At 65.3% G+C, this 15,544-nt stretch carries 13 protein-coding genes; 5 read left to right on the forward strand and 8 right to left on the reverse strand.

The window, feature by feature from the left end; genetic code table 11:
- Positions 1 to 33: 33 nt before the first annotated feature.
- From N5C91_RS04605 to speB, 4 genes are all read right to left on the reverse strand, one after another.
- Positions 34 to 1,413 (reverse strand): sodium:solute symporter, encoded by a 1,380-nt coding sequence (locus N5C91_RS04605; protein WP_045212329.1) that lies wholly within the window; start codon positions 1,411 to 1,413, stop codon positions 34 to 36.
- Positions 1,414 to 1,544: 131 nt separating this feature from the next.
- A complete protein-coding gene (locus tag N5C91_RS04610; RefSeq protein ID WP_279828147.1) occupies positions 1,545 to 3,059 on the reverse strand; it encodes a cytosine permease in 1,515 nt (504 codons plus the stop codon).
- Between the two features lie 25 nt (positions 3,060 to 3,084).
- Positions 3,085 to 3,495 (reverse strand): nuclear transport factor 2 family protein, encoded by a 411-nt coding sequence (locus tag N5C91_RS04615; RefSeq protein WP_236175039.1) that lies wholly within the window; start codon positions 3,493 to 3,495, stop codon positions 3,085 to 3,087.
- A gap of 16 nt (positions 3,496 to 3,511) precedes the next feature.
- Complete coding sequence (gene speB / locus N5C91_RS04620; RefSeq protein WP_279828149.1) at positions 3,512 to 4,471, reverse strand: agmatinase; 960 nt, start codon at positions 4,469 to 4,471, stop codon at positions 3,512 to 3,514.
- A 288-nt stretch (positions 4,472 to 4,759) separates the two neighbouring features.
- Between speB and N5C91_RS04625 the strand changes: the two genes are divergently transcribed.
- From N5C91_RS04625 to N5C91_RS04640, 4 genes are all read left to right on the forward strand, one after another.
- Positions 4,760 to 5,656 carry a LysR family transcriptional regulator gene (locus tag N5C91_RS04625; RefSeq protein ID WP_024765259.1) on the forward strand — a complete coding sequence of 299 codons (897 nt, stop codon included), beginning with the start codon at positions 4,760 to 4,762 and terminating at the stop codon, positions 5,654 to 5,656.
- A complete protein-coding gene (locus N5C91_RS04630; RefSeq protein ID WP_279828153.1) occupies positions 5,653 to 6,246 on the forward strand; it encodes a DTW domain-containing protein in 594 nt (197 codons plus the stop codon). Before N5C91_RS04625 ends, N5C91_RS04630 begins: the two co-directional genes overlap by 4 nt.
- A gap of 363 nt (positions 6,247 to 6,609) precedes the next feature.
- Positions 6,610 to 8,220: an ABC-F family ATP-binding cassette domain-containing protein gene (locus N5C91_RS04635; protein WP_279828155.1), complete on the forward strand. Its 1,611-nt coding sequence runs from the start codon at positions 6,610 to 6,612 to the stop codon at positions 8,218 to 8,220.
- A gap of 177 nt (positions 8,221 to 8,397) precedes the next feature.
- Complete coding sequence (locus tag N5C91_RS04640; protein WP_236175035.1) at positions 8,398 to 8,835, forward strand: acetyltransferase; 438 nt, start codon at positions 8,398 to 8,400, stop codon at positions 8,833 to 8,835.
- A gap of 121 nt (positions 8,836 to 8,956) precedes the next feature.
- Here the strand turns inward: N5C91_RS04640 and N5C91_RS04645 are convergent, their stop codons facing one another.
- Positions 8,957 to 9,313, reverse strand: coding sequence for an antibiotic biosynthesis monooxygenase (locus N5C91_RS04645; protein ID WP_279828158.1), 357 nt, complete (start codon positions 9,311 to 9,313; stop codon positions 8,957 to 8,959).
- A 74-nt stretch (positions 9,314 to 9,387) separates the two neighbouring features.
- Here N5C91_RS04645 and soxR point away from each other — a divergent pair, with 74 nt between their 5' ends.
- Positions 9,388 to 9,849, forward strand: a complete 462-nt coding sequence (gene soxR, locus N5C91_RS04650; RefSeq protein WP_279828159.1) for a redox-sensitive transcriptional activator SoxR — start codon at positions 9,388 to 9,390, stop codon at positions 9,847 to 9,849.
- Positions 9,850 to 10,059: 210 nt separating this feature from the next.
- Here soxR and N5C91_RS04655 read toward each other — a convergent pair whose 3' ends face one another.
- From N5C91_RS04655 to N5C91_RS04665, 3 genes are all read right to left on the reverse strand, one after another.
- Positions 10,060 to 11,412: an HlyD family type I secretion periplasmic adaptor subunit gene (locus tag N5C91_RS04655; RefSeq protein WP_236201082.1), complete on the reverse strand. Its 1,353-nt coding sequence runs from the start codon at positions 11,410 to 11,412 to the stop codon at positions 10,060 to 10,062.
- A 5-nt stretch (positions 11,413 to 11,417) separates the two neighbouring features.
- Positions 11,418 to 13,580 carry a type I secretion system permease/ATPase gene (locus N5C91_RS04660; RefSeq protein WP_236175064.1) on the reverse strand — a complete coding sequence of 721 codons (2,163 nt, stop codon included), beginning with the start codon at positions 13,578 to 13,580 and terminating at the stop codon, positions 11,418 to 11,420.
- Between the two features lie 178 nt (positions 13,581 to 13,758).
- On the reverse strand, positions 13,759 to 15,117 hold the full coding sequence (locus tag N5C91_RS04665; protein ID WP_236175031.1) for a TolC family outer membrane protein: 1,359 nt from the start codon (positions 15,115 to 15,117) through the stop codon (positions 13,759 to 13,761).
- Between the last annotated feature and the right edge of the window lie 427 nt (positions 15,118 to 15,544).

Genomic DNA, 15,544 nt, shown 5'->3' on the forward strand with positions numbered 1-15,544 from the left:
TCGCCGCGCCCTTTTGCCTAGCGCAATGCCTTGTCAGGCCGCGTCGGCAACAGCTGCCGGGCGGGGCGACAGCAGGCTGACGACGATGAAGCTGACCAGGCCGATGGCCAGGCTGTAGTAGATCGGGGTGTTGGCGTCGAAGCCATCCTTGAGCATGAACACCAGCGCGGTGATGAAGCCCAGGGCCATGCTGGTGATCGCGCCGGCAGTGGTGGCGCGCTTCCAGTAGATGGCACCGATCAGCGGGATCAGCATACCGCCCACCAGCAGGTTGTACGCCAGGGTCAGGGCGCTGATCACGTCATTCACCACCAGGGCGATGCCCAGGACCAGGATACCGGTCAGCAGGGTGCAGATGCGGTTCAGGCTCAGGCGGGTGGAACGCTGGCCGGTGAAGATCGGCAGCAGGTCTTCGGTGATGGTGGTGGACGCGGCGAGCAGGCCGGCGCTGGCGGTGGACATCATGGCGGCCAGTGCAGCGGCGATCACCAGGCCACGGATGCCGTCCGGCAGGGCGGACTGGACGATGGCGGCGAAGGCGTTGTTGACGTTGTCCAGGTCGGGCAGCAGCACCTTGGCGCACATGCCGATCAGCGCGCCGACCAGGCCGTAGATCACGCAGTACACGCCTGCAGCGGTGCCGGCGTACTTGGTGACCTTCTCATCGCGGGCGGTGAACACGCGCTGCCAGATGTCCTGGCCGATCAGGATGCCGAAGAAGTAGATCAGGAAGTAGGTGATGATGGTGTCGTAGCCGATGGTGTGGAAGCTGAAGGCGGTGCTCGGCAGCTTGGCTACCAGCTCGTCCCAGCCACCGACACGATGCAGGCAGATCGGCAGCAGGATGAACATCAGGCCGACGGTCTTGATGATGAACTGCACGATGTCGGTCAGGGTCAGCGACCACATGCCACCGATGGTGGAGTAGATCACCACGACGCCGCCGCCGAGCAGCACGGACACCCAGAACGGCAGGCCGAACAGGACCTGCATCACGGTGCCGATGGCCAGGGTGGAAACCACGCCGATCATCAGCGCATAGGCGAACATGATCACCGCCGAAGCCTGGCGTGCCATCGGGTTGTAGCGGCGCTCCAGGACCTGGGTGACGGTGAAGATGCGCAGCTTGAGCAGCGGCTTGGCGAGGAACAGGTTCAGCGCGATGATGCCGGCGCCGAGTGCGGCGCACAGCCAGAAGCCGGAGATGCCATGGACGTAGCCCAGGCGCACGGTACCAACGGTGGAGGCGCCGCCCAGCACGGTAGCGGCCATGGTGCCCATGTAGAACGCCGGGCCGAGGTTGCGGCCGGCCACCAGGTAGTCTTCGTGGGTCTTGGCGCGGCGCATGCCGTACCAGCCCAGCCACAACATGCCAGCGGCATATATCAGTACGACGATCAGATCTAACGCCATGGTCGGCTCCTCACACTTGCATTGTCATTGTTGCCGCGCGCTTGTGGCGTGCGGTAGGGCATCGGACCGGCGGCAACCGGTCCGATGGGGCTTTCAGGTGATGCGTTTTGCGTCAGCTTGCGAAGCCGGGCTCAGGCCGCCGGCTCGCTGATGCTGCGCACCGGGCGGTCATGGCTGCCGACCCAGCGCGGGCCCTTGGGGCCGTAAACGCCGGCGGGTTCCGGGAAGGTCCGCAGCAGGGCGATGTAGAGCAGCGCGGCGACGCCAAGGGTCACCGGCAGGCTGATGTCGATACCGCCGGCCAGGTTGCCCAGCGGGCCGACGAACTGGCCCGGCAGGTTGACGAAGCACAGGCCCAGGGCCGCGCTCGGGATCCACGCACCCATGCCACGCCAGTTCCAGCCGTTGTGGAACCAGTAGGCGCCGCCTTCCTGGCCACGGGTGAACACCTGCAGGTCATCGGCGTGGTAGAAGCCACGACGGATGATCAGGCCGAGGATCATGATGATCATCCACGGGCTGGTGCAGGTGATGATCAGCACGGCGAAGGTGGACACGCTCTGCACCAGGTTCGCGGCGAAGCGACCGATGAAGATGAAGGCAATCGACAGCAGGCCGATCAGCAGGGTGGCCTGTACGCGGTTGAGCAGTCGCGGGAACACGCTGGACATGTCCAGGCCGGTGCCATACAGCGAGGTGGTGCCGGTGGACATGCCGCCGATCACCGCGATCAGGCACACCGGCAGGAAGAACCAGCTCGGCGAAACCGCCAGCAGGCCGCCGACGTAGTTGTTCTGCGCGATGTAGTCCGGGGCGTTGACGGCAACGATGGTCGCGGTGGCCAGGCCGAACAGGAACGGGATCAGGGTCGCCAGCTGGGCGCAGATCACCGCCAGCATGATGCGCTTCTGCGAGGTCTGGCGCGGGATGTAGCGCGCCCAGTCACCGAGGAAGGCGCCGAACGATACCGGGTTGCTCATGGCCAGCAGGGCGGCGCCGATGAAGGCGGCCCAGAAGCCTTCGCTGTCCATCTGCACGGTGCCGGCGTAGCTGGCATCGAACGGGCCGGAGAAGGCGAACAGGCCGAGCAGGAACAGCAGGCTTGCGGCCCATACGGCGATCTTGTTGACCATCAGCATGAAGCGGAAGCCGTAGATGCAGACGATCAGCACCAGCACGGCGAACAGACCGTAGGCCAGGCCCAGGGTCAGGTCGGTTTCCGGCAGGTCGAACAGGCGCTTGGCGCCACCGATCAGCGCATCGCCCGAGCTCCACACGGAGAGCGAGAAGAACGCGACAGCGGTGAGCAGCGACAGGAACGAACCGACGATCCGCCCGTGCACGCCGAAGTGGGCGCCCGAGGAGACCGCGTTGTTGGTGCCGTTGAGCGGACCGAACAGGCCCATCGGCGCGAGGATCAGCGAGCCGACCAGTACGCCGAGGACGATGGCCCAGACGCCGGCCTGGAACGACAGCCCGAACAGCACCGGGAAGCTGCCGAGCACGGCGGTGGCGAAGGTGTTGGCGCCACCGAAGATCATGCGGAACAGGTCGGTGGGCGTGGCGTTGCGTTCGCTATCCGGGATCTGTTCGACCCCGAATGTCTCGATGGTTGTAATTGCGTGTGCGTTGTTCTTGTTATCCATGACTTCCTCCCGGGGAGCCCTGTCTTTATGGCGTCGGAGACGGTGACAGGTGCTCGTGTGTGGCCAGCCAGCGGCCCTGTTTCGGATCACGGCGGAAGATGATGGTCTCCCGTTCGTGGTTCAGGCTTTCCTCTCCCTGGATGCGCAGCCGCGTGGCGACGTCGTGGCAGAACACCGCCACGTCTTCGCTTTGCAGGCTCACAAAGGTGTTGCTCGAAAGGCAGTCAAGGACTTCGAAACCATCGTCACGCAGCCAGCCTTCCCACACTTCGCGATAAGCCGCGCGCGACAGCAGCGGCACCGGCCAGGTGTGGAAGATGAAGGAGGCGTCTTCGCTGAAGGCGGCGAAGTAGGCTTCGGTGTCGGTGCGCGCGAAGGCTGCCACGAGATCGCGGGCAGCCTCCAGCACCTGTGCTACGCAGGCGTCGTTATTCATGGGTGTGCTCGTGCGCTCAGCGGCGCTCTACGCCCGGGAGGATGCAGAGCATTTCGTACAGCAGGTTGGCGCCGAGCAACGAGGTGTTGCCGGTGGTGTCGTAGGGCGGGGAGACCTCGACCAGATCGCAGCCGATGATGTCCAGGCCCTGGCAGCCACGGACGATCTCGATCGCCTGGATGGTGGTCAGGCCGCCGATTTCCGGGGTGCCGGTACCGGGCGCCCAGGCCGGGTCGATGCCGTCGATGTCGAAGGACAGGTACACCGGGCCGCCGCCGACTTTCTCGCGGACTTCGGCCATCAGCGGTTCCAGCGACTTGTGCCAGCACTCTTCGGCCTGCACTACGCGGAAGCCCTGCTTGCGGCTCCAGTTGAAGTCTTCGGCGGTGTAGCCCTGCGCACGCAGGCCGATCTGCACCACGCGGTCGCAGTCCAGCAGGCCTTCTTCCACCGCGCGGCGGAAGGTGGTGCCGTGGGCGATCTTCTCGCCGAACATGTGGTCGTTCACGTCGGCGTGGGCGTCGATGTGAACCAGGCCGACCTTGCCGTGCTTCTTGTGGATGGCACGCAGGATCGGCAGGGTGATGGTGTGGTCGCCGCCCAGGGTCAGCGGGAGGATGCCGTGGTCGAGGATCTTGTCGTACGCCTCTTCGATGATGCGTACGGCTTCCATCAGGTTGAAGGTGTTGATCGCCACGTCACCGATGTCGGCGATGTTCAGCGAGTCGAACGGCGCAGCGCCGGTAGCCATGTTGTACGGACGGATCATCACCGACTCGGCGCGGATTTCGCGCGGCCCGAAACGAGTGCCGGAGCGCAGGGAGGTGCCGATGTCCAGGGGCACGCCGACGAAGGCGGCATCGAGCTGGTTGAGCTCTTCGGTGGACTGGATATGCGGCAGGCGCATCATGGTGGCGATGCCGCCGAAACGCGGCATTTCGTTACCGCCCAGGGGCTGGTGAAGTTTCTTGTCCATGGGGAGGGCCTCAGGCTGATCGCTGTCTTCGTGGAAACAGGCTTGTTGAATACTGGGGGTCGATTTTCTTCATGCCGGGTAGTGGAAAAAATCGCTGGCTACAAATAATCACTTCAGAGTTTTCTAAACTAATGGCTGCGGCTAGACTGCGCCACCTTGCCGCAGCAGACGGCTCGCCGGGCTTGTGGCCTGTGGTTCCTGAATAGATAGGTGGCTTGCTATCATCCGTTTTTCAGGTATAGAAACTACTGAACTAGAGCGGCCCGGCCGCGGTTTTGCGGAGTCTTCATGAGCGCGAGCGCATTGCCCGACGTCAAACTGCTGCGGATTTTCGCCTGCGTGGTGCGCAGCCAGGGCTTCGCCGCGGCACAGCAGGAACTGAACCTGTCGACCTCGGCGATCAGCACCTACATGAGTCAACTGGAGAACCAGCTGGGCATCGTGCTCTGCCACCGTGGGCGTGGCGGTTTCGGCCTGACCAGCAAGGGCGAGCTGTTCCACCAGGAAACCCTGCGCATCCTCGGCGAACTGGAAGGCTTCGAGCGCTATGCGGCGACCCTCAAGGGCGAGCTGCGCGGCACCCTGAACCTCGGCGTGTTGGATTCCACCGTGAGCGACCCGGCGCTGCCGCTGGCGGATGTGATCGGCTCCTTCAGCAGCCTGCACCCCGCGGTGCACCTGCACCTGCAGGTGCAGAGCCCGTACGAGCTGCAACTGGCGGTGCTGGACAACCGCCTGGACCTGGCCATCGGTTCGTTCTTCAGCCGGATGAACGGCCTGGTCTACCAGCCGCTCTATAGAGAGCAGCACTGGCTGTACTGCAGCGATCGCCACCCGCTGTTCGACGGACGGCGCATCCCTGCCGAGCTGATCACCCAGCAGCGCATGGTCGGCCGTGGCTACTGGAGCCAGGCGGAGCTGGCGCGGCACGGCTTCAAGCACAGCGCCGGCACGGTGGAAAGTATGGAGGCGCAGCTGATCCTGATTCTTTCCGGCGGCTACATCGGCTACCTGCCCGAGCACTACGCCCACCCCTGGGTGGAGCAGGGCCGCCTGCGCGCGTTGCTGCCGGCGACCTTCGGCTACCAGGCGCCGTTTTCGCTGATCCTGCGCCGGGGCCGCTCGCGCGAGCCGCTGATCCAGAACTTCCGCGACCTGCTGCGCACCCAGCCGAGCCAGTCATGAGCCGCGCCCGTTGTCCGCGCTGCGAGCGCCCGTTGAAGCATTGCCTGTGTGCGCTGATTCCCCGTGTGGATAACCGCACCCGCGTGCTGCTGTTGCAGCATCCGAGCGAGGTCGGCCACGCGCTGAACACTGCGCGGCTGGCGGCGCTTGGCCTGGTCAATGCGGAATTGATGGTTGGCGAGGATTTCAGTGCGCTGGACCTGTCCGCCTGGGACGCCTGGCTATTGTTCCCCGGCGAATCCGCTGTCGGTCTGGCTGATCTGGCCGTGCAGCCTGTGGATAAACCACGCCTGCTGGTCGTCCCTGACGGGACCTGGCGCAAGGCGCGCAAGCTGCTGCACCTCAACCCGAACCTCGCCGCGCTGCCACGCGTTGTGCTGCCGGAAGGACTCACCTCGCGCTACCGCCTGCGCAAGGCGCCGGCCGAAGGCGCGCTGTCGACCATCGAAGCCGTGGTGCATGCGCTCGATGCGCTGGATGCGCCGCAGTCCCACGCCGCGCTGCTGCGCCCGTTCGATGCACTGATCGACGGGCAGATCGCCGCGATGGGCGAGGAAACCTTCCAGCGCAACCACGGGCCGCGCTGCTGATCCGCTCCTACGAGATACCTCTGCGCTTGAACCATCCCTCACCCTAGCCCTCTCCCAAGGGGAGAGGGGACCGTTCGGTGCAGGATGAAACCTTCGCGTCAGTCGGCTCGGACTGCCCCCTCTCCCTGAGGAGCGGGGCGCGCAGCCAGGGTTGGGGTGAGGGGGAAGACGCAGAGACGGGCTATCCAGAGAAGACAGTTGCTCCTACAGGAGCAGGAGCGCGGGGACGCGCGTATACTGCGCCCCTCATTCCCCTTCGCGAGGTATTCGTCCGATGCGTCATTGATGCCGCCGTGGTTTCACGGCCCGTTTCCGTCCCAGGTTCCGTTCCTGGGGGTTACCCGGCATCCGATGGATTGGCGTATGACGAACCCTGTCTCCCTGACGCTGCATGGCGTCACGTTTCAATTGCCCACGGGCGAACCGCTGTTTCACGACCTCGATGAAACCTTCGATGGCCGTCGCACCGCATTGGTCGGGCGCAATGGCGTGGGCAAGTCCGTGCTGGCGCGGATCATGGCGGGCGAGCTGGCTGCCAGCGCCGGTCGTTGCCTGCTCTCCGGGCCGGTGCATTACCTGCCGCAGCGCCTCGAGCCGCAGGCGTTCGGCAGCGTGGCAGAGTTGGCCGGCGTACAACCGCTGCTGGATTCGCTGGCGCGCGTCGAAGCCGGTGGGGTCGCCCAGGCCGATTTTGAACGCCTCGATGGCCACTGGGACATCCGCGCCCGCTTGGAGGCGGAACTGTCGGCGGCCGGGCTCGCCCATCTGCTGCCGGATACGTCCGCCTCGCGCCTCAGTGGTGGCGAGTGCACACGGGTTGCGCTGCTTGGCGCCTGGCTCAGCGGCGCCGATTGGCTGATCCTCGACGAACCGAGCAACCACCTTGACCGCACCGGCCGCGATGCCCTGTGCGACCAACTGCAGCGCTGGCGCGGCGGCCTGATTCTGATCAGCCATGACCGCCTGTTGCTCGACGACATGCAACGCATCGTCGAGCTGTCTTCGGCTGGACTGCGCAGCTACTCCGGTGGCTACGCCTTCTACCGTGAGGTGCGTCAGCAGGAGCAGGACAACGCCCAGCGCGAGTTGCAGCGGCGCAAGCTGGAGCGTGATCGCCAGCAGCACGCCATGCAGGAGCAGCGCGAGCGCCAGGAGCATCGACAGGCGAAGGGGCGCAAGGAGGCGAAGGAAGCCAATCAGGCGAAGATCCTCGTCGATCGGCAGAAGGAACGCAGCCAGGGCAGCATCGCGCGCCTGGCCACACAGCATGACGAGCGGCGGCAACGCCTGACGCGGGAGGTGAGCGAGGCTTTCGAGCAGTTGCGCGAGGACCGCGCGGTGGTCCTCAACGCGCCGGACTGCGAGCTGCCCGAGTCCCGTGGGGTAATGCTGCTGGAGTCGCTGCGCCTGCCATACGGCAACGCTGCGTCGCTGGACTTGCAGTTGAACGGGCCTCGCCGTGTGGCGGTCACCGGGCGCAACGGCAGCGGCAAGTCGACCCTGCTCAAGGTGATGGCCGGCGTACTCAGCCCCGCTGCTGGCTCCTGCGAAGTGAGGGTGCGCAGTGCCTATCTGGATCAGCACCTGACCGCGCTGGCGCCGGAGCGTTCGGTGTTCGAGCAGCTACAGGAGCGCAATCGCGTGGCGGACCCTGCGCTGCTGCGTACCCGGCTGGCGCAGCTGGGTTTGCCGGCGGCACGGGTCGAGTTGCCCAGTGCGCTGCTCAGCGGTGGCGAGCGGCTGAAAGCGGCGCTGGCCTGCGAACTCTACGCCGAGCATCCGGCGCAGCTGCTGCTCCTGGACGAGCCGGACAACCACCTCGACCTGCCTTCCCGCGAGGCGCTGGAAAACCTCCTGCGTCAGTACCGGGGCGCGCTGCTGGTGGTCTCCCATGACGCTGCGTTTCTCGACCGGCTCGAACTCGATGCGCGGCTGGAGTGCGGGGAGATCGGCTGGCGCTGGCTGGCCGGGTGAGGCTTTACCGGTCGGGAAGGGCTGGGTAGGATCGTCGTCCTTCCCTCTCCGGCTGCCTCTGCCGTGCACCGCCCAGGCGTTGATTCGCGAAGCGGGCATTCATGCTGCCGACGCTCCAACGGCCGTCACCTGCGTGGCGCGCTATCCCATTGTGATTTGCTGAATCAGGATGAATTCATGCTCATTCGCCAACGCATTGCCGCAGACAACCCGCGGCTGCTCGACATCTGGCTGGGCGCCGTGCGCGCGACCCACGACTTCCTGCAACCCGCCGACATTGACGCGCTGCTGCCGCAGGTTCGCGATCTCTACCTGCCCGCCGTCGAGGTCTGGGTGGCGGTCGATGCCGACGACTGCCCCCAGGGCTTCATCGGCCTCAACGACACCCATGTGGAAATGCTTTTCATCGACCCGGATTGCCGGGGGCGGGGCCTTGGCCGCGCGCTGCTGGATTTCGTGCGCGAATCGCGCGCTACGCTGAGTGTCGACGTCAATGAACAGAATCCTCAGGCGGTGGGGTTCTATCTGCACTATGGCTTTGTCCAGACCGGGCGCTCGCCGCTGGATGGCGAAGGGCGGCCATTCCCCTTGCTGCATATGAGCCTGCCGGCATAAGCGGCTCTGTGTAGGAGCGAGCTTGCTCGCGAATGGATTTCCCGACGATGCCGTTGCCTCAGACGGGTTCGCGAGCAAGGACTAGGCGTCCCCCTCGCTCCTACAGATCCGCCCGGGCGATTTACGTTGCGGATTCCGTCTCGCCGCTGCCGAAGCGGATGCTCCGCGCGCCGAGCCTGAGCAGGCTGTCGGCGAACAGGTCGCTGGCGGTGTGGCGGCAGTCCCAGGCGGCTTCCCAGTCTTCCTGGCGGCGCCAGTGCAGGCGACCGACCAGCCGTTGTGGCTCGCCTTCGGCATGCAACTCGCTGGCGAGGTAGCCGGGGCGTCGGTAGAACAGCTCCTGCAGGTGCGACAGGTAATCGCCCAGCCGCGCGGCAATGTGCGGGCGTTGCCGGGGTGGTACGTCAATCTCGATCTGCAGGATGAAGTGCGGGTTGTCCACGCAGGCATGGGCGGTGATCGGGGCGGGTTGCGTCATGTTCCTGGGCTCCCTGGCTTGAACCGAATGCCTGGCGAGGGTAAAACCTCAACTTAAGTTGAGGTCAATAGCCCATGAAAGAATCTTCTTCCTGCTCCATGCACCGCGAGCTGAGCGTCGGCGAGCTGGCCAAGCGTGCCGGCGTGGCGGTTTCCGCGCTGCACTTCTACGAGGCCAAGGGCCTGATCAGCAGCTCGCGCAATGCAGGCAACCAGCGCCGTTATTCCCGCGACACGCTGCGTCGGGTGGCGGTGATCAAGGTGGCGCAACGGGTCGGCATTCCGCTGGGGGAGATCGCCGAGGCATTGGGTTCGCTGCCGAAAGGGCACAACCCGTCGGCGGCGGACTGGGCGCGGTTGTCGGCACGCTGGCGCGAGGACCTGAACGAGCGGATCGAGAAATTGCTGCTGCTGCGCGATCAGCTCGACGGCTGCATCGGTTGCGGGTGTTTGTCGATGGAGGCCTGCCCGTTGCGCAATCCGGGGGACAAGTTGGCGGAGGAGGGGCCGGGGGCGCATTGGCGGGGAGAAGGGTGAGTTGGCAGCTGTATTGGACCAAGAGCCCCTCACCCTAACCCTCTCCCAGAGGGAGAGGGGACTATCCCGAGTGAAGCGGGGCTGGCGAGTTGGTCGGATGCCTTTGTGCGAGGAGAAGCCCGGCCTTCAAGCCGGCACGGACGGCTCCCTCTCCCTCCGGGAGAGGGTTGGGGTGAGGGCAAGCCCGAGCGGAGAAGTCCCACAAGGAACTCACCGCTCCCGCAAAGCCTCCCACCGAGCCTTGAGCACCGGCTTCAGGATGTAGTCCAGCACGCTCTTCTCGCCGGTGATGATGTCCACCGTCGCCACCATGCCGGGGATGATCAGCAGGGGCTTGGCGTCGGTGCCCAGGTGATTCTTGTCGGTGCGCACCTGGATCATGTAAAAGCTGTTGCCCTTGTCGTCGGTGATGGTGTCGGCGCTGATCACTTCCAGCTTGGCCTTGAGCCCGCCGTAGATGGTGTAGTCATAGGCGGTGAACTTCACCGTGGCCGGCTGGCCGGGGTGGAGGAAGGCGATATCCTGCGGGCGCACTCGCGCCTCCACCAGCAGGTTGTCCTCCAGCGGGACGATTTCCACCATGTCGTTGCCCGGCTGCACCACGCCGCCGATGGTGTTGACCTTGAGCTGCTTGACGATGCCGCGCATGGGCGCGACCACCAGGGTGCGGTTGACCTTGTCGTCGATCGCGCGGCTGGTGGCGGTGAGCTTGTTGAGGTCGGTGCGCACGTCGTTGAGTTCTTTCAGCGCGTCGCTGCGAAAGCCCAGCTTCGACTCCTCCACCTTGCGCTGGATCTCGTTCACCGCCGCTTCGGCGCGGGGAATGGCCAGGTTGGTGGCGTTGAGGTCACCGCTGATCTCCACCGCGCTGCGGCGCAGGCGCAGCAATTCCACCGGGGACACCGCGCCGGCCTTCACCAGCGGCTCGGACATGTTGATTTCCTGCTGCACCAGCCCGAGGCTCGAACGGTACTGCTGGGTCTTGGCGCGGAACTCCTGCAGTTCCTGGGTCTTCTGCCGCAGTTGTTCCTGGAGAATGTTCAGCTCGCTGCTCTGCCGCTGCATGCGGGTCTGGTACAGCGCCATCTGGTCTTCCACTACCTGCGGTGCGGCTTTCTTCAGGTCGTCGGTGAAGTCCGGCGTGCGTCCGTCGGCTTCCGCTTTCAGGCGTTCCACGCGGGCTTCCAGGGAGTTGCGGTCGGCCTCGGTCTCGCCCTTGTTGGAGGAGAAACGCGTGTCGTCCAGGCGCAGCAGTGGCTGGCCCTTGTTCACCACCTGGCCTTCGCGGACGAAGATTTCCGAGACGATGCCACCCTCCAGGTTCTGGATGGTCTGTACCTTGGAGGAGGGGATGGCCTTGCCTTCGCCCTTGGTCACTTCCTCGATGTCGGCGAAGTAGGCCCAGGTGATGGCCGCCACCAGCAACCCGAGCGCGGCCCAGAGGGTGATGCGCGTGGCATTGGGCGAGTCTTCCAGCAGGGTGCCCTGGACCTCGGGCATGAATTCGGTGTCGCGGGCGCCGTTGCCGCCCAGGTAGCCGCGGATCGATTGCGAAAAGTGCATGGCCATTACCCCGCTGCCGGGCCGACGTGGCCCTTGCGCAATGCTTCGATGACCGCGTCTTTCGGGCCGTCGGCGACGATCCGGCCGCTGTCGAGCACCAGCAGGCGGTCGACCAGGCTGAGCATCGAGGTGCGGTGGGTGACCAGCAGCAGGGTCTTGTCGCGGCAGGCTTCGTGCAGGCGCTTGCGGAGGATTTCCTCGCTGCTGTTGTCCATCGCGCTGGTGGGTTCGTCGAGCAGCAGGATCGGTGGGTCGAGCAGCAGCGCGCGGGCCATCAGCACCGCCTGGCGCTGGCCGCCGGAGAGCAACTGGCCGCGCTCGCCCACCGGGCGGTCGAAGCCGGCCGGGTGTTGCCGGGCCAGTTCGCTGACGCCGGTCAGCTCGGCCACTTCGAGCATCCGCGCATCGCTGACGTAGCGTGCGCCGAGGGTCAGGTTGTCGCGCAGGCTGCCGGCCAGCAGCGGCAGGTCATGGGCCACGTAGCCGATCTGCTGGCGCAGGTCGGAGACGTCGAGTTGGCGCAGGTCCAGGCCGTCGAGGAGGATCTGCCCTTCGTCCGGGTGATAGAAGCCCATCAGCAGCCGGCCGAAGGTGCTCTTGCCCGAGCCGCTCTTGCCGATGATGCCGATTTTCTCGCCGGGGGCCAGGCGCAGGCTGACGTGGTTCAGCGCCGGAATGGTCTGCTCCGGGTAGCTGAAGCTCAGTTGGCGGACCTCCAGCGCACCGTGCAGCTGAGTGCGCTCCAGCGGGCGCTGGCGGGCCTGGCGCTCCTGCGGCAGCTCCATCAGCGCATCGGTGCTCTTCATGGTCAGGCGCGCCTGCTGGTAGCGCGTGATCAGCCCGGCGATCTGCCCCAGCGGCGCGAGCACGCGGCTGTTGAGCATGTAGCTGGCGACCAGCGCGCCGACGCTGAGGTTGCCGTCGAGGATGCTGTAGACCCCGGCACAGATCATCGCCAGGCCGGCGAACTGCTGCAGGAACAGGGTGCCGTTGGTGGCCAGCGCGGAGAGGAAGCGCGCGTGGTTGTCCAACCGCGCCAGGGCGCCGTGGGTGGCTTCCCAGCGGTACTGGCGCTCGCTCTCGGCGCCGCAGGCCTTGAGGGTTTCCAGGCCGCCGAGGGTCTCGATCAGCAGGGCCTGGCGTTCGGCGCCCAGGGTCAGGCTCTTCTGTACGGTGTCGCGCAGGCGGCTCTGGATGATCAGGGCGAACACGATGGTGATGGGGAAGGCCAGCAGCGGCACGGCCACCAGCCAGCCGCCGAGCAGGCCGATGACCAGGATCATCAGCAGCGAGAAGGGCAGGTCGATCAGGCTGGTCAGGGTCAGCGCAGTGAGGAATTCGCGCAGGCCCTGGAAGTCATGGATGCTCTGGGCGAAGCCGCCGACGGTCTCGGGCTTGGCCTTCAGCGACATGCCGGTGATGCGTTCGAACAGGGTGGCGGAAAGGACCACGTCGGTCTTCTTGCCGGCCATGTCCAGCAGGTTGGAGCGCAGCACGCGCAGCAGCAGCTCGAACATGGTGCCGATCAGCAGGCCGGCCGCGAGCACCCAGAGGGTCGACAGCGCCTGGTTGGGCACCACGCGGTCGTAGGTCTGCATGACGAACAGCGGCACCAGCATGCCCAGCAGGTTGATCAGCAGGCTGGCAACCAGGGCATCGGTGTAGAGCCAGCGCGACAGCCGCAGGGTGTCGCGGAACCAGGCCTCGACGCGCGGCACCAGCGGCTTGCGCGCCGCTTCCAGTTCGTGGCGCGGGCGAGCGAAGAGTGCCTGGCCGCTGTACTGCGCAGCCAGTTCGTCGGCGCTGACGGCCTGTTCGCCGCCTTCGGTTTCACAGGGCAGGATCAGCGCCTGGCCGTCGTCGCGCCATTGGCGCAGCACGGCGCTGCGGCCGTCGTTAAGCAGCAGCAGGACCGGCAGGTTCAGGTTGGAGATGCTCTTCAGCTCGCGGCGCAGCAGTCGCCCCTGCAGCCCGGCACGGGCGGCGGCGCGTGGCAGCAGGTTGGCGGAGAGGCGCTGGTTGGGCAGCGGCAAGCCGGCGGCCAGGCTGTTGCGACTCACCGCGCAGCCATGCAGCCGGCAGAGGATCAGCAGTCCGTCGAGCAGGGGATCGTCATGGCTCAGGCGCGGATCGCCCGGCGCGGGTGTGCCGCGCTCCTGGATGATCATGGTCACGCTACTTCCTCCCGGGCCGGGCCCACCCGCGTCAACCGTGCCGGGCGAACACTTGCAGGTGTTCGCCCGGCCACTCCGGTCGTCGGGTTATCCATGCCCCGTCGTATCGCTTCACGGTCGTCAGCCCTGCGCCGGGCGGCGCAGGGCACAGGGACGGACGCGAGCGACTTTCTTATTTCAGGTCAGGCAGGCGTGCCTCGTTTTTCACATCCGACAGCGCTACGGCTTCGTGCGGCGCCACCACGTGCTGGGACTTCAGCAGCGCGCCCATGCTGCCGAGCACGCGGTACATCGAGTACTCCTCGGTGTAGCGCACTTCGGTGTAGCGACGGTTGGCGGTGAACAGTTCGTTCTCGCTGTCCAGCAGGTCGAGCAGGGTGCGCTGGCCGAGGGTGAACTGTTGCTGGTACGCCTCGCGCACTTTGCGGGTGTAGTCGGCGTATTCACGTGCTGGCTGGGTCTGTTTCTTGGAGTTTTCCATCGCGTCCCAGGCCAGCGAGAGGTTCTCGTTGAGCAGCCGCAGCGCGTTGTTGCGGACGTCCTGAGCCTCATTGATCTGGTGCGAGGTGGCGTTCAGGTGGGCCTTGTCGCGCATCCCGTTGAACAGGTTGTAGCGCATCACCACCTGGGCTTCCCAGCTGTTGTAGTGGCCTTCGTCGCCATCGACGTTGTTGTTGGCCGCCTTGGCCAGCTCAGCGTCGAAACGCGGGTAGAAGGGCGCCTTGGCGGCCTCGTACTGGGCTTCGGCGGCGTTGACATCGGCCTGTGCCGATTTCAGCAGCGGGTTGTCGCTGAGCATGTTCTGCCGGGCTACCAGCAGGTCCGGCGGAACTTCCGCCTTGACCGTGGAGGGCGCTTCCAGCTGGTCGGGCATGCGTCCGGTGGCGCTGTAGAAATTCGCCTCGGCGTCGGCCAGGTTCACTTCCTCGGTGTAGAGGTTGTTCTGCGCCAGGGCCAGGCGGGCGATGGCCTGGTCGTTGTCGGCGGTACTGCCGACGCCGCGCTCGCTGCGCAGACGGATCTGGTCGCCAATGCGTTCGTGGGCCTGCAGGTTGTTCTTCGCCAGGGCCACCATCTCGCGGCGCTTGAGCACTTCGAGGTAGACCTCGACGGTGCGCAGGGCCGCGGTTTCCGAGGTGCCGAGGATGCGGAAGGCCTTGGAATTGACGTTGGACTCGTTGCGCTTGACCTCGTTGGGGGTGCCGAAGCCGTCGAACAGCATCTGCCGCAGACGAATCTCGGCATCACCCCGGGTCAGGGTTTCATCGTTGTGGTTGCCCGCTGCGCGGGTGGTGGGGCTGTCGGTGTTCTCGCGGCCGTAGCCCGCGACAAGATCGACGGTCGGCAGGTAGCCGCCCCTGGCGAATTTCAGTTCTTCATCCGCGGTGAGGCGGCTGTTTACGCTCTGGCTGATTTCCGGGTGGTATTGCAGCGTGCTTTGTATAGCTTCGGTCAGCGTCATGGCTTGCCCATGAGTCCCCGACACCGCCAAAAATACACCGCTCCATAGTGCCGCGTTACGACTGCGCATGGCTTTGCTCCTGGTGTTCTTGTACTTCGATGCTCTTGGATCGCCAATTTATTGGCTTTTTTCTCTTATCAAGCGTTTCACGCCTGTAACATCAGAGCTAAGAACAACTTTTCGAAAACCTCAGAAGAATTTTTCACAAGGGTTATTCGGAAAAAATCTTATGAGCCCTGTGAAAAGCAGCACATTGTTTGAACGTGCAAGCCCTCGTGTTTCCTGGGTATGGGCCGGATAAGGCGCTTGCAGAAGAAGCCAGGTACGGTTTGTAGCAGTTAGGGCGGGGACCACCGCAGAAGGACAAGAAAACGCGTGGCCAGCATGACAAAAAATTGTCGCTGGCTTTTTGATGCAAAAACGCTAGCAGTCCTTTTTGCCCTCTTCGCAACTTTCTTCGCAGCATCCCGATACAAGCGGTGCCATGGCCTGTTTC

The sequence above is a fragment of the Pseudomonas sp. GD03903 genome (genome assembly GCF_029840045.1).
Classification (GTDB): Bacteria; Pseudomonadota; Gammaproteobacteria; order Pseudomonadales; family Pseudomonadaceae; genus Pseudomonas; species Pseudomonas pseudonitroreducens.

Bases quoted from the DNA above. Each gene is read 5' to 3' on its own strand.
- N5C91_RS04605 (WP_045212329.1), bottom strand. From the start codon at position 1,413: ATGGCGTTAGATCTGATCGTCGTACTGATATATGCCGCTGGCATGTTG.
- N5C91_RS04610 (WP_279828147.1), bottom strand. From the start codon at position 3,059: ATGGATAACAAGAACAACGCACACGCAATTACAACCATCGAGACATTC.
- N5C91_RS04615 (WP_236175039.1), bottom strand. From the start codon at position 3,495: ATGAATAACGACGCCTGCGTAGCACAGGTGCTGGAGGCTGCCCGCGAT.
- speB (WP_279828149.1), bottom strand. From the start codon at position 4,471: ATGGACAAGAAACTTCACCAGCCCCTGGGCGGTAACGAAATGCCGCGT.
- N5C91_RS04625 (WP_024765259.1), top strand. From the start codon at position 4,760: ATGAGCGCGAGCGCATTGCCCGACGTCAAACTGCTGCGGATTTTCGCC.
- N5C91_RS04630 (WP_279828153.1), top strand. From the start codon at position 5,653: ATGAGCCGCGCCCGTTGTCCGCGCTGCGAGCGCCCGTTGAAGCATTGC.
- N5C91_RS04635 (WP_279828155.1), top strand. From the start codon at position 6,610: ATGACGAACCCTGTCTCCCTGACGCTGCATGGCGTCACGTTTCAATTG.
- N5C91_RS04640 (WP_236175035.1), top strand. From the start codon at position 8,398: ATGCTCATTCGCCAACGCATTGCCGCAGACAACCCGCGGCTGCTCGAC.
- N5C91_RS04645 (WP_279828158.1), bottom strand. From the start codon at position 9,313: ATGACGCAACCCGCCCCGATCACCGCCCATGCCTGCGTGGACAACCCG.
- soxR (WP_279828159.1), top strand. From the start codon at position 9,388: ATGAAAGAATCTTCTTCCTGCTCCATGCACCGCGAGCTGAGCGTCGGC.
- N5C91_RS04655 (WP_236201082.1), bottom strand. From the start codon at position 11,412: ATGCACTTTTCGCAATCGATCCGCGGCTACCTGGGCGGCAACGGCGCC.
- N5C91_RS04660 (WP_236175064.1), bottom strand. From the start codon at position 13,580: ATGATCATCCAGGAGCGCGGCACACCCGCGCCGGGCGATCCGCGCCTG.
- N5C91_RS04665 (WP_236175031.1), bottom strand. From the start codon at position 15,117: ATGCGCAGTCGTAACGCGGCACTATGGAGCGGTGTATTTTTGGCGGTG.